Origin of the sequence: Candidatus Bathyanammoxibius amoris (assembly GCA_024451685.1) — a bacterium.
GTDB classification, from domain to species: domain Bacteria; phylum Planctomycetota; class Brocadiia; order Brocadiales; family Bathyanammoxibiaceae; genus Bathyanammoxibius; species Bathyanammoxibius amoris.
Genome location: JAMXCW010000002.1, coordinates 122,323 through 134,584, shown reverse-complemented (window position 1 = coordinate 134,584; position 12,262 = coordinate 122,323). Strand labels below are relative to the sequence as shown.

Annotated in this window: 12 protein-coding genes; 7 read left to right on the top strand and 5 right to left on the bottom strand. The window is 53.7% G+C overall.

Features of this window, described 5'->3' with window-relative positions; all coding sequences use genetic code 11:
• Positions 1 to 12: 12 nt before the first annotated feature.
• Positions 13 to 417 carry a hypothetical protein gene (locus NOU37_02060; GenBank protein ID MCQ4574018.1) on the bottom strand — a complete coding sequence of 135 codons (405 nt, stop codon included), beginning with the start codon at positions 415 to 417 and terminating at the stop codon, positions 13 to 15.
• A gap of 185 nt (positions 418 to 602) precedes the next feature.
• Between NOU37_02060 and NOU37_02055 the strand changes: the two genes are divergently transcribed.
• The 3 genes from NOU37_02055 (at position 603) to NOU37_02045 (ending at position 3,387) form a co-directional block, all read left to right on the top strand.
• Positions 603 to 1,757: a Glu/Leu/Phe/Val dehydrogenase gene (locus tag NOU37_02055; GenBank protein ID MCQ4574017.1), complete on the top strand. Its 1,155-nt coding sequence runs from the start codon at positions 603 to 605 to the stop codon at positions 1,755 to 1,757.
• 3 nt (positions 1,758 to 1,760) lie between these two features.
• Positions 1,761 to 2,441, top strand: a complete 681-nt coding sequence (locus tag NOU37_02050; GenBank protein MCQ4574016.1) for a class I SAM-dependent methyltransferase — start codon at positions 1,761 to 1,763, stop codon at positions 2,439 to 2,441.
• A 142-nt stretch (positions 2,442 to 2,583) separates the two neighbouring features.
• A complete protein-coding gene (locus NOU37_02045) occupies positions 2,584 to 3,387 on the top strand; it encodes a tetratricopeptide repeat protein (protein ID MCQ4574015.1) in 804 nt (267 codons plus the stop codon).
• 2 nt (positions 3,388 to 3,389) lie between these two features.
• On the opposite strand, the gene NOU37_02040 is transcribed toward NOU37_02045, so the two are convergent.
• The 3 genes from NOU37_02040 to NOU37_02030 are packed head-to-tail and all read right to left on the bottom strand — an operon-like array spanning position 3,390 to position 6,617.
• On the bottom strand, positions 3,390 to 4,628 hold the full coding sequence (locus NOU37_02040; GenBank protein ID MCQ4574014.1) for an ABC transporter permease: 1,239 nt from the start codon (positions 4,626 to 4,628) through the stop codon (positions 3,390 to 3,392).
• Between the two features lies 1 nt (position 4,629).
• Positions 4,630 to 5,370: an ABC transporter ATP-binding protein gene (locus NOU37_02035; protein MCQ4574013.1), complete on the bottom strand. Its 741-nt coding sequence runs from the start codon at positions 5,368 to 5,370 to the stop codon at positions 4,630 to 4,632.
• The gene (locus NOU37_02030) at positions 5,370 to 6,617 is read right to left on the bottom strand and encodes an efflux RND transporter periplasmic adaptor subunit (GenBank protein ID MCQ4574012.1); all 1,248 of its coding nucleotides are present in this window, start codon (positions 6,615 to 6,617) and stop codon (positions 5,370 to 5,372) included. Before NOU37_02030 ends, NOU37_02035 begins: the two co-directional genes overlap by 1 nt.
• A gap of 214 nt (positions 6,618 to 6,831) precedes the next feature.
• Between NOU37_02030 and NOU37_02025 the strand changes: the two genes are divergently transcribed.
• Positions 6,832 to 7,113 (top strand): antibiotic biosynthesis monooxygenase, encoded by a 282-nt coding sequence (locus tag NOU37_02025; GenBank protein ID MCQ4574011.1) that lies wholly within the window; start codon positions 6,832 to 6,834, stop codon positions 7,111 to 7,113.
• A 75-nt stretch (positions 7,114 to 7,188) separates the two neighbouring features.
• Positions 7,189 to 9,183 carry an ABC transporter ATP-binding protein/permease gene (locus NOU37_02020; GenBank protein MCQ4574010.1) on the top strand — a complete coding sequence of 665 codons (1,995 nt, stop codon included), beginning with the start codon at positions 7,189 to 7,191 and terminating at the stop codon, positions 9,181 to 9,183.
• A 119-nt stretch (positions 9,184 to 9,302) separates the two neighbouring features.
• On the opposite strand, the gene hutI is transcribed toward NOU37_02020, so the two are convergent.
• The gene (gene hutI, locus NOU37_02015) at positions 9,303 to 10,556 is read right to left on the bottom strand and encodes an imidazolonepropionase (protein MCQ4574009.1); all 1,254 of its coding nucleotides are present in this window, start codon (positions 10,554 to 10,556) and stop codon (positions 9,303 to 9,305) included.
• Positions 10,557 to 10,939: 383 nt separating this feature from the next.
• Here hutI and NOU37_02010 point away from each other — a divergent pair, with 383 nt between their 5' ends.
• Together NOU37_02010 and NOU37_02005 are read left to right on the top strand one after the other, a co-directional pair.
• Positions 10,940 to 11,599, top strand: a complete 660-nt coding sequence (locus NOU37_02010; protein MCQ4574008.1) for a histidinol phosphate phosphatase domain-containing protein — start codon at positions 10,940 to 10,942, stop codon at positions 11,597 to 11,599.
• Entirely contained in the window at positions 11,599 to 12,261 is a 663-nt protein-coding gene (locus NOU37_02005) for a tetratricopeptide repeat protein (protein ID MCQ4574007.1), read from the top strand. The genes NOU37_02010 and NOU37_02005 overlap by 1 nt, the downstream gene beginning before the upstream one ends.
• Position 12,262: the final 1 nt, after the last annotated feature.

The window sequence follows — 12,262 nt, the reverse complement described above, 5'->3', positions numbered from 1 at the left end:
TCTATACAGGTGTTAGTGTGTCCCGTGCGGTCCCGAGGCCTTCTTCGATTCTACCTTCACACCCAGCTCTTTTAACAGGGTCTCAATCTCATCCATACTGAGTTTTAGTGCGCCCAGCCTGTGACCGAGCTGACTCAGGGCCCTGGCGTGTTCTTCGGCCTTTGGGTCGGCGTTTTGCGCTACCTGTACTGTACCGTCGTTATTAATCTCAAGCCCCATGGCCACTATCTTTGCCTCAAGTTTACTGTATTTCCGCATCATGGTGATGCCGAAGGCCAGACATAACACGATAAGCAATATGAACACAGACTTTGTTGAGACCAGGCTGCCCACCGGACAGCTCTCACTGTGGGAAGACGTCGATGGCTGGTCCTTATGGCTGTTGTCATCCTTGTGTGCATGCTCCTGCGAGTGCATCTGTTATACCCTCCTCTAAACTATTACAAGACTTACAAGACCATGAAACGTGGCCTTGAACTGCCTCGGTGAGTAAAGTATACTGGCCGTAAAAATTACAGTCAAATAAAAAAGTCTCTGTACTTGCGCCGTAATTACGCAGGTCGCCATGTGAATCAAGACTCAGAATGTAGGAAGAGTACTATATGATAAAGTTTGGCGAGTTCGGGCCGGAGAAGGTCCTGGAGGTATACGAGCCGGAGAGCGGGCTGCATGGGTTTCTGGTCATAGACAACACCGCCTTTGGCCCCGGGAAGGGCGGTATAAGGATGACGTCCATGGTTACCGCAGATGAGGTCTTCCGGCTGGCAAGGACCATGACCTGGAAATGTGCCCTTGCGGATATACCATTCGGCGGGGCCAAATCGGGTATTGTGGCGGAACCTAAGGATTTGGCGGAGAGGGAAAAGAAGGCGCTTATAGAGGCGTTTGCCAGGGCGCTTAAGCCGCTTTGTCCCAAGCTTTACATCGCGGGGCCGGATGTGGGAACGGGAATGGAAGAGATGCGCTGGTATGCGGAGGCAAACGGCGCTCATAATTCCTGCACTGGCAAGCCCGCCAACATGTGTGTGGCGCCGGGTGAGCAGTGCGGCATACCCCATGAATTCGGCTCTACCGGTTTCGGCGTCGCCCAGGCCGCGCTGGAGGCTGCTGACCATATTGGAATGGACCTGAGAGGCGCTACAGTGGCTATTGAGGGCTTTGGGAACGTGGGTACTTTTACCGCCGAGCACCTGTGTAAGCTCGGCGCTAAGGTGGTTGCTACCAGCGATAGAAAAGGGACTATATATAATAAAAAAGGTCTGGACCCGAAGAAACTCATGCGTATAAAAAAGTCTACGGGCAGCGTGGTGAATTACAAACCCGGCCGGGTACTCAAGGGAAAAGACCTCTTCGGCCTGAAGGTAGACGTTTTGGTACCTGCCGCCCTTTCTGACGTCATAACAGCTGAGAACGTTGGCAAGGTACGGGCAAAGATAGTGGTAGAGGCATCTAACATACCAATGAAGTCTGAGGTGGAGGAAGTGTTGTTTAGAAGGGGCATTCTGGTGATACCTGATTTTGTGGCAAATGTCGGCGGGGTAATATCTTCCTATGCGGAGTACCGTGGATATAACCCTAAACAGATGTTCAAGACGGTCGAGACGAAGCTCAGGAAGAACGTAAGAGAGGTGCTTGAGGCCTCCAGGAAGAGGGGTTTGAAGCCCAGAGACGTTGCGCTGGAGATTGCAAGGGACAGGGTCCAGAAGGCGATGAGACGCAGGGCTCGGCGGCGAGAGGCCGGGTCATCGGCCGCGTGAGCCATGAATGACGACGAGAAATTTACCCGGGTCTTTTATGATGACCTGGAGGGTGGCAGGCTGGGGCTGTTATCCTTTGTGGCCAGGATAGTCTTCGACTTGAGCGGCTACTTTTATGCCCGTAACTTCATCAGTAAGGCCCGCCTGAGACCTTCCGACCGTGTGCTTGAGGTGGGATGTGGAACGGCCAGTATCTTAATGAGGGCCCGGGAAGTACGCTTCAGGTATCCTATGAGTAAGTACTACGGGGTGGACACTTCCCTGACCATGCTTGAGAGGGCCAGGCGCAATATAGGCGTACGGGGCCTGGGTAGTTCCGTCTTCATTGCAGCCGGGCCGGCCTCTTCACTGCCCTTTGGAGACGAGCGGTTTGCTGTGGTACTGTTTGCATTCGTGATAAAGCATCTCTCCGATGAGACTCTTACGTCCGCGTTTCGAGAGGCACACCGGGTACTGGTGCCGGGTGGCAGGTTAGTGCTGTGGGAGTTTTTACCCTCCTCTATGGGGTGGGCAAACCGCTACGTGTATTCTGTGACCAGGGCCGCAAAGCTTCGTGACGGCGAGGAGGTGGCGGCGTTCCTTAAAAAGTCCTCCTTCTCTTACCCTGAACGATTTACTATAATTGCCCCCTGGATGCCTACCCGGACGTTTGGCATGGTTGCGACTAAACGGGCTAAGAGATAGCAGGCACAAAATGAACAAGGAAATTATTAGAGACTTCTGTGAAAGTGCCCATAACACTTCCTGTCATTCTGAGTTTTTTGAGCGAAGAATCTTGCGGGGGGGAGTTACCACGCCCCTACTCAGAATGACCCGTCTTAGGTGGATGCAGAATTTTTCAAAGGCCCTGCTTGCCATCCTTCTCGTCTTCCTTTTAACGGCCATCCCGGTCGATGCAGATGAGGCAGAGGACGCCGCCGGGCATTACCATCTGGGACGGACCTATTATCAAGAAGGGCAGTTGCAAAAGGCCCTCACTGAAATAGAAAAGGCGCTGGAGCTGGAGGGCAAGAATAGCGAGTTTTATTTCCTCCTTGGGCAGGTATACGCGGCAACGGGCAACCATGAAAAGGAGATTGAGGCGTACAAGAGGGCCGTAAAGTATGATAAGAAACGGGCGGAGTTCCACCTTGCCCTGGGCGAGGCGTACTTTAATACAGGTGAATACAAGAGGTCCGTTAAGCCCTTTAAAAGGGCCGTAGAACGTGACCCTGGCATGGCGAGGGCCTACATGTCACTCGGCCAGGCGTATTTCGCCCTGAGAAGGTTTAACGACGCGGTGGGGGAGATGAAGAAGGGCATAGGGCGGGACGCGGGAAACGCGGAACGGCATATGGTATTAGGGAGTGTTTATTTCGCCACCGGCAGATACGGCGAAGCGGTAGGCGAATATGCCCGCGCCGTTGAGATTGACCCATGGAAGGCGGAGGCCCAGATGCTTATCGGCAGGGTCTATTTTGAGCAGAAGCAATATGAGAAGGCCGTGGATGCGTACAAGAAGGCCGTAGAGATAGACCCGGGCGACCCCCTCATCCACTACCACCTCTCCCAGGCATACAGACGTCTGGGCATGTACGAAGAGGCCGCAAAAGAGGATCAACTGAGCAGGAGCCCCGCAGGAGGGGGTTGACCCTATTCATACCTGAGGGCGTCTATGGGGTTGAGTTTTGATGCCTTGTTTGCCGGGTAGAGCCCGAAGACTACACCCACAAGCACCGCGAAGCTGAACGCTACCAGGACTACAACCGGCGAGATAAGCACGGGCCAGTCACCCACCAGCGACACAACCTCCGTGCCTATGATGCCTATACAGAGGCCGATGATACCGCCCATACAGCTCAGCACCACGGACTCGATCAGGAACTGCAACATTATATCACGCTGTTTTGCGCCCACGGCCATCCGGATTCCCACCTCCCTCGTCCTCTCGGTCACGGAGACCAGCATTATGTTCATGATGCCTATCCCGCCCACTATGAGCGATACGGACGCGATGCTGCCCAGGAGGTAGGTCAGTATCTTGCCCATCTGCTCCCTGGTGGCGGCTATGTTGCGAAGGTTCAGTATGATGAAGTCGTCGGGCTGGTCCGGCTGGATATTATGCCGTTGTCTGAGGAGGGCCTTAATCTGCTCTTCGGCGTCTCCGACGGCCTCTGAACTTATTGCCGAGATGTATATGATGCTAACGTAGCCGGGTAGTACGGAGCCTATTATCTTCCACTCCGCCGTGGTATACGGTATGAATATCTGGTCGTCCTGGTTTCTTCCGCGGCCGCCGGCGATAGCGCCCCTTGGGCTCATGACCCCGATGACCTTAAACGGGACCTTTTTTATGATTATCGTCTTTCCCAGCGGGTCTTCACCCCAGGCAAACAGGTTTTCGGCCACCTCGGACCCAGGTACACAGACGGTGGCCGCCCGCTCCATGTCCCTGTCGTCAAAGAAGTTACCTTCTCCTATCGGCCAGTTTCTGATTAACGGGTATTCGGGAGTTACCCCCGCGATGACGGTATTCCAGTTCCGGTTGCCGTAGATGACCTGGTTTGTCTCCCGTTTGCTGTACGAGGTCATCGCGACGTCGGGGCACTCCCTGGCGATGGCGCGGGCGTCATCGGCCGTAAGGGTGAAGCTGCTGCCTGCCCCGGACCTGGCCCCGCCCGAGGTAGTAGTCCCCGCGAAGACGAACAGCATGTTTGTGCCGAGCCCCTCTATACGCTCCTTTACCTGAACCCTTGCGCCCATGCCGATGCTTACCATGATGATGACCGAGCCCACCCCGATGGTCACACCGAGCATGGTAAGGCCGGAGCGCATCTTGTTCTGTCTTATTGCGCCCAGCGCGGTGCGGAATATTTCCAGAAGAAGTCTCATATCAGACCCGACTACTACTACTACTGCTGCTGCTCTTCGTAGCCTTACGGCGGGCTGTCGAGGTGTCCTCGACGATAAGGCCGTCCTTAAATATGATTTTTCTGTGTGCGTACGCCGCTATATCCGTCTCATGGGTAACGAGGATGATGGTGATGCCCCGTTTGTTCAACTCTACGAAGATATTCATGATGTCCGCGGCATTTTTACTGTCCAGGTTTCCCGTGGGCTCATCCGCCAGTATCAGCGACGGGTTGTTTATAATGGCCCGTGCGATTGCGACACGCTGCTGTTCTCCGCCGGAGAGCTTGCCGGGCGGGTAGCGTTCCCTGTTCTTCAGGCCGACAGAATGTAGCACCTCTTCGGCCTTATTCATTCTTATCCTGTGTGGGACACCTTTGTATAAGAGAGGCAGTTCTACGTTACCGAGGGCGGTGACCCTTGGCAGGAGGTTGAAATTCTGAAAGACAAAGCCTATCTTGTCGTTTCTAATAACAGCCAGTTCATCGCGGTTCAGCCGGGAGACCTCGCGCCCTTCAAGCAGATATACGCCGCTGGTTGGGTTGTCAAGACACCCCAGTATGTTCATGAACGTGGACTTTCCCGCGCCTGATGGGCCCATGGCGGCCAGGAATTCGCCCTTGTTGATCTGTAAAGATACCCCGCGAAGGGCGTGCACCTCGACCTCGCCCATGCGGTACACCTTCGTCAAATCTTTTGCGACTATTATGCCCCTGTCTCGCACTATAACAACCTCCTCCTGGGCCTCCTGAAGGACTTGGGCCCTGACTCCATGCCAACGGCCACAAGCTCTCCAACCTTCAGGTCTCCATTGGCGAGCGCCGTGAAACTGTTGTCCGAAATACCGATCTCTACCGGTACGGGCCTCAACTTCCCCTTCGCGGCCAACACGTAAACGACGCGTTCCCGGGGCTTATAGCCGGTGTTTTTTCGCGGCGCATTCCCGGCGCCTTTCTTATCGTTGTTCTCAGTCAGCGGAGGGCTGAAACGAAGTGCGGCGTTGGGTATCTTTATGATATTCTTTACCTCCGCCACGATAATAGTAGCGTTTGCCGTCATGCCGGGTTTTAGCTTCAGGTTGCTGTTGTCTACGTCGATGACGACGTCATACGTTACGACATTCTGCGTCACCTTTGGTGAACTTCTGATGCCCACAACCTCGGCGTCAAAGGTCTTGTTGGGGTAGGCATTTACGTAGAACGTGGCGGGCTGGCCCAGGGATATCCTGCCTACGTCCGCCTCGTTTACGTCCAGGTGGGCCTCCATTTCCTTCAAGTCGTGTGCGATGGTAAATAGAAGGGGCGTTTGCATCCTTGCCGAGACGGTTTGTCCGGCGTCGACCTCTCTGGTGAGTACTGTGCCGTCCACGGGCGAATATATGTCTGTATGACTGAGGTCGAGCTCGGTGGATTCCAGCGCGGCCCTGGACTGTTCCAGTTCGGCCAGAGCTAAGTCATGACGCGCCTTTGTCGCCTCAAGCCCGGCCAGGGCCATCTCGTATTTGGCAAGGGTTGCGTCCCTGTCTTCTTTAGTTACTATACCCTCCTTTACGAGGGCATCGAAGCGGTTGTAAGTCCTTTTCGTGTCCTTTGCTTGAACTTCCGCGCTGGTCACCTCCGCCGATGCGCTTGCGACCTTTGCCTGAGCCATCTTCAGGTTCGCTTTTGCCTCTTTTACCCTGCTTATGAAAGGGTCAGGCTGTATTTTGGCGATTAGCTGACCCTGTGTAACCGCTGAATCTATATCGGTGTAGAGCGTCTCTATGGTGCCGGAGACCTCGCTGCCCACCTGCACACTGAGAAGGGGGTGGATGGTGCCGCTGGCCATGACTGTTTCTGTGATATCGCCCCTCTCCAGTATAGCAGTACGGTATTCCGGGGGCCTCTTCCTGAACTTAAGGACGCTTAGCGTACTGCTGGCGGCCACGATGGGTATTGCGATTGCCAGGACGATAATCCACTTCGCCTTCATTGATTTACTTAACTCCTATATCAAGAAAGATATACGTGGAACCTATCCCGCTTCCTATTCATTCTACATTTTACCGCTCAATTTTAAAAGTATAAGTATACAGGAGAAGACAAAAAGATTAAGCTTGACTTGGATGAAATAATCTGGACATTAGTTGTATATTTGAGGCCCTGCGTTGGGTCAAATTCATGATTTTAGGATAGAGGAGGAGAAAATGGCCGTATTAAGCGTGTTCAACATCGAGGTACATCCTGAGCAAGAACAGGCCTTCGTGGCGGATGTTATGGCGATTTTTCCGATCGCGCTGAAACAGAAGGGGCTAAAGAGCGCAACGGCATTTGTCCCGGTGGGCGAGAAGCACAAATATATGGTCCTGACAGAGTGGGACAACGAGGATAGCATCGCCGCCTGGATGGAAAATCCAGACCACAAGAAGCTCATAGCGAAGGCAGGACAGTACGTTAAGGACCACAACATAAAGAGATACAAATGTTAGAAGTGTAGTTTTCTTTCAACCTCCCACCCTGCTTCCATCCTCTGCGAAGCAGGGGGAGGTTGAAGATTTGTTGATTTGGACCCCACCCATATGCCCCAGCAGACACAGAATTCATATCGCAGGCTTCTCGGCTACGCAATACCCTACTGGCCTACGGTGCTCCTGGTGCTCTCTTTCTCCTTGCTCGGCGCGCTGATATCGGTACTTCCCACACAGATACTTGGAATTGCCGTAGATAAGTTGAACGTAATGGAGGGAGTAGTATCGGTCACCTCAGGGGAAGAGGGCGCAGCTGCTAACATATCCGTGGAAAGTAAGATACCCCTGACCGCACCGCTAAAGTCAGCTACCCTGTACGTTGGGCGGGAATGGTTCCCGTCCGTGGACCCCGACTACTTGACCTTCCTTGTTTTGGCAGCCGCATTTTTTCTGTTGCAGGCGTTCACCAGTCTGATAGCCATTGCACACGGGTATTTTATGTCTGGAGTGGGGCAAAGGGTTATATACGACATGAGAAATGAGGTCTATCAACACGTCCAGGACATGCCGCTGAGCTATTTTGAGGATAAGAGTACCGGCGACATTATGAGCAGGGTGGTGAACGACGTGAATTCCCTGGAGCAGGTGGTGGTTGTCCCCGTGACCACGTTTATAACCGACATGTTTAAGTTGGGCTGGGTACTGTTTTTTTGTTTCCAGTGGGACTGGCAGCTTACCACGCTTGCCCTGGCGGTCGGGCCGTTTATGGTAATCATTACATACAGTTTCGGCAGGATGATTCGCAGGACCTATCGTGAGCTCAGGGACAAGGTGGGTGAAATGAACGCGCTCATACATGACAACATCTCCGGTATCAGGGTTATTATGGGCTTTGCGCGGCAGGACAGGGAGATGGAGCGGTTCAGGCTGAAGAACGAGGAGAACTACAGGCTGCATGTGCGCATCTACCGTATGTTCACCACGTACAGGCCGATAGTTGACCTGTTTACCGAGACCGGGGCGGTTATCGTGCTCTGTGTGGGTGGTTATAAGGTGCTCAACGGAGAGATGAGCGCAGGGATGTTCGTAATATTCTTCCCGTATCTGCGCATGGTCTATGAGCCTATCTCGGGCCTGAGCAGGTTCTACAACCAGATGCAGCGTGCGCTGGCCTCTACGGAGAGGATTTTCGAGGTGCTGGACGCACCGGTGACCCTGCAGGATGCCCCGGACGCCGTAGAACTTTCCAGGGTCAGGGGCCATGTGGAGTTTAAGAACGTATACTTCAGCTACCCGAACGGGACGGAGGTGCTTAAGGACATCAGCATTGAGGCCCGTCCCGGCCAGATGGTCGCGCTGGTGGGTCCGAGCGGTGCCGGAAAGACCACCCTGACCAATCTTATACCCAGGTTCTATGACCCTACACGGGGAAAAATTCTGATAGACGGTCATGACCTCAAACAAATCAATTCAAAATCGCTTCGCCGGCAGATGGCCATGGTACTGCAGGAGCCGTTTTTGTTTAACGATACGGTGAGAAGCAATATCAAATACGGCAGACCCGAGGCCGCGGAGGAGGATGTAGTACGCGCGGCAGAGACAGCCGGCGCACAGCAGTTTATTACCGAACTTCCCGAAGGATACGATACGGTCGTAGGAGAAAGGGGGATAAAACTCTCAGGGGGACAGAAACAGAGGATAGCCATCGCCCGGGCCATTCTGGCAGACCCGCGGATACTCATCCTGGACGAGGCGACATCATCGGTGGACGCCGAAACGGAAAAGCTAATACAAGAAGCCATCTACAAGCTGGTTGAAAACCGGACAACCTTTGTTATTGCCCACAGGCTCTCAACCGTACTGAGCGCGGATATTATCGCCGTACTGGATAAGGGAAGGATAACAGAGATAGGCACGCATGACGAGCTCGTGTCCCAGGGTAATCTTTACGCAAAACTCTTTCAGCTGCAGTTTCTTGAGAGGGAGGAGCCCGTTAAGGAGGGTTCCTCCGCTTCAGGTGATGATATCCGGGAAGAACCCACAATTGCTTATGACCCGTATGACGACAAAGACAGCACGCCGTCGTGGTAGTCTGAGGTATCTACCGCGACCCTTACCTTCTTTGTCTCCTGTCTCGCCGACTTCCCCTACGGTAACAACTGAACGCCTGTCCGTGCAGTGGCAGAGTAGGTGCAGGTGGGGGTGAACAACTACTTACGTATTATCCTTTTACCCTCCGCGACTATCTTCCCACCCTTTATCACCATGTTCACGTTGTTCATGCCGAATTCGTAGGGGAGGTGCTTATGGCTGGGTATGTCCAGTACAATAATATCCGCCCACTTGCCAGGTTCGAGGCTTCCCACGCGCCTTCCCATGCCCAGGGCATGGGCGGCGTTTATTGTTGAGGCACAGATCGCCTGCGCCGGCGTTAATCCCATCTCCAGACATGCAAGGGATATTATCATCTGCATACTTACGGTAGGGCTGGAGCCGGGGTTAAAGTCCGTTCCAAGGGCTATCGGCAGCCCCATTTCAATCATTCGCCTTGCCTGGGTCTCGTTCTCTAGTCCCAAAAAGAACGGTACACCCGGCAGGAGCACGCCCGTTATCCTCTCTTTGGCCAGGGCCTTAATACCGTCTTCACTGACATGGTCGAGGTGGTCAACCGAGACGGCGTCGAGCTTCACGGCCAGGAATGCACCCCCCAGATCCTCAAACTCGCATGTGTGGAGTTTGATGCGGAAACCCAGGCTTTTTGCCTCACCCAGTATCCTTTTTGTGTCTTTAAGCGAGAACGCCCCCTCGTCGCAGAAGACGTCACAGAACCTTGCGCGACTCCTTTCCTTCACTACCGGGAGCATGTCCAAAACCTCTTTGACATAACCCTCTTTGTTGTCCTTGAACTCCTTCGGTACTGCGTGTGCTCCCAGAAAGGTAGAGATGATGTCAAGAGGGTGTATTTCGTCGAGGCGTTCTATGGACCAGAGTATCTTCAACTCCTCATCCAGACTGAGTCCGTAACCGCTCTTTATCTCCGCCGTAGTGGTACCGTACACGAGCATGTTGTCGAGATACGGCATGGTCGTGCTAACAAGCTCTTCCAGGGACAACTTGCGGGTAGCTTTGACGGTACTGAGTATGCCCTCTCCCTCTCCCAGAATGTCAAGGTAGCGCTTGCCCTGTGAGCGTAGTTCGAACTCCTCTATCCGGGAACCGCCGAAGACTGCGTGGGTGTGCGGGTCAATGAACCCCGGCATGACCACCTTGCCGCCTACGTCAATCGACTCCAGGGCATCAACCACGTATCTCTTGTTTATCTCATCATTAGTTCCGACGTCCACCACGTTGCCGTCCTTGATGGCCAGCGCGCCGTTGCGGATAATGCCCAGGTCGTCCATCTGTGCGCCCGTTTTGGGTACACGCGATGCCCCACGAAGGGTGAGCACCTCACCTGCGTTCATAATAACTAAATCTGCCGGGTCAACCATATCTGGATTCCATAGAGGTATTAGGATGCCTGTAAACCCTGTTTCTCATCTTGAGTATTATAATAATTAAAAGGGGTATATTGCAATGCACCCGTACCCACAGAATTTTGCCGGCGCATAACCTGCTACGCCTGAATGATTTATCTTGCGGGTGGAGAAAAGGTCTTATATAATTACTTGTTATAAATGTCATAGAGTGTCATTCTGAGTTTTTTGAGTGAAGAATCTGGCGTTTGTAGCGTTGAAGCTTGCTCCAACGTTGAACGTGGCAGCAAGCTGCCACGCTACACCTTCGGTCGTTTCACTCCCTCAGGAGGACAATTGTTCAGATTTCTTATTTATGGATACAGACCGTTATGTTTGATCTACATTCCCACAGCATATTATCAGATGGAGAGTTACTGCCTTCGGAGCTTGCGCGCAGGGCGGAGGTGCTGGGTCTTAAGGGTCTGGTAATCTCGGACCACGTAGACGCGTCAAATATAGACTTTGTGATTCCTCGACTTGTTGAGGTGTCCAGGCAACTGAACAAGGTCATGAAGCTGGTAGTGAAGCCGGGGGCGGAGCTTACCCATATAATGCCTTCTGAGGTGCGCGGCCTTGTGGCTCGTGCGAAGGAACTGGGTGCGGAGATGGTGCTGGTTCATGGGGAGACCATTGTAGAGCCCGTTATAGAGGGTACCAACCGTGCCGGTATTGAGTCGGAGGCCGACGTACTTACACATCCGGGCCTGATAAGTGAGGAGGATGCCGCCCTTGCGGCCAAGCTCGGAGTGGGGCTTGAGATATCGGCCAGGAAGGGCCACTCATTGACTAACGGGCACGTCGCCGGCATGGCCAGAGAGACCGGTGCCGTACTGGTATTTGGTTCTGACGCGCACTCACCTGGAGACCTGCTTAACAGGTCCGAGGCGGAGAAGGTGGCGATGGGGGCCGGGCTTGGGCCGGACGAGGTACGGGAGCTATTTGGTGAAACGGAGAGATTATTTCACGGCCGGAAGGAGTCCCTTAAGTAATGACACCCGAAGAGATAATAGAAGCCGGGCAAAAGGCGTTGGACTGGATGCTCGAACATAAGATCACTGTCGTGCTGACGGTAATATTCGTTTCGGCGATTACTATCGTTACGGTAACCTATGTTGATAAACGCGAGAAGGAGTATGAAGCCGCCTGGGCCAAAATAGGTGCGCTTGCGCTGGATACAAGTGTCGCTAAGTTTCAGGATGAGAGTGCCGAGAAACAGACGTTTACAAGTGCGATTGAGCAATACAAGTTCCTTCTGGAACAGGGCACCGCCCCCAAAAAGACCAGGCCCTGGATAGTGTTCGAACTCGGGAATGCGCAGTATGGCGCGAAGGAATATGCTGATGCCGCAGAGACCTACAAGCAGTTTCTGGGCAGCTACGGTGACCATCCCCTGGCTCCCCTGGTCAGGCAGTCCCTCGGTTATGCCTGCGAGGAAAACGGCCGCCTGGACGAGGCGGTAGTGTATCTTAATGGTAACGCGCCGGCAGACGGGCCCTCCCTGCTGGCCCAGGAGAAATGGGACCTTGGCAGGTGCTATGAAAAGCTGGGCCGGAAGGAAGAGGCTGTTAAGGTCTATGGAGAGGCTGTAAAGCTCGCGCCGGACAGCTGGCCCGCTAAGCTTGCGCAGTTCCGCCTGGAAAACATGCAATAAT

What these genes read in the sequence shown, in the direction of transcription:
- NOU37_02050 (MCQ4574016.1), top strand. Translation starts at nt 1,761, where the DNA reads ATGAATGACGACGAGAAATTTACCCGGGTCTTTTATGATGACCTGGAG.
- NOU37_02055 (MCQ4574017.1), top strand. Translation starts at nt 603, where the DNA reads ATGATAAAGTTTGGCGAGTTCGGGCCGGAGAAGGTCCTGGAGGTATAC.
- NOU37_02030 (MCQ4574012.1), bottom strand. Translation starts at nt 6,617, where the DNA reads ATGAAGGCGAAGTGGATTATCGTCCTGGCAATCGCAATACCCATCGTG.
- NOU37_02010 (MCQ4574008.1), top strand. Translation starts at nt 10,940, where the DNA reads ATGTTTGATCTACATTCCCACAGCATATTATCAGATGGAGAGTTACTG.
- hutI (MCQ4574009.1), bottom strand. Translation starts at nt 10,556, where the DNA reads ATGAACGCAGGTGAGGTGCTCACCCTTCGTGGGGCATCGCGTGTACCC.
- NOU37_02025 (MCQ4574011.1), top strand. Translation starts at nt 6,832, where the DNA reads ATGGCCGTATTAAGCGTGTTCAACATCGAGGTACATCCTGAGCAAGAA.
- NOU37_02045 (MCQ4574015.1), top strand. Translation starts at nt 2,584, where the DNA reads ATGCAGAATTTTTCAAAGGCCCTGCTTGCCATCCTTCTCGTCTTCCTT.
- NOU37_02005 (MCQ4574007.1), top strand. Translation starts at nt 11,599, where the DNA reads ATGACACCCGAAGAGATAATAGAAGCCGGGCAAAAGGCGTTGGACTGG.
- NOU37_02040 (MCQ4574014.1), bottom strand. Translation starts at nt 4,628, where the DNA reads ATGAGACTTCTTCTGGAAATATTCCGCACCGCGCTGGGCGCAATAAGA.
- NOU37_02060 (MCQ4574018.1), bottom strand. Translation starts at nt 417, where the DNA reads ATGCACTCGCAGGAGCATGCACACAAGGATGACAACAGCCATAAGGAC.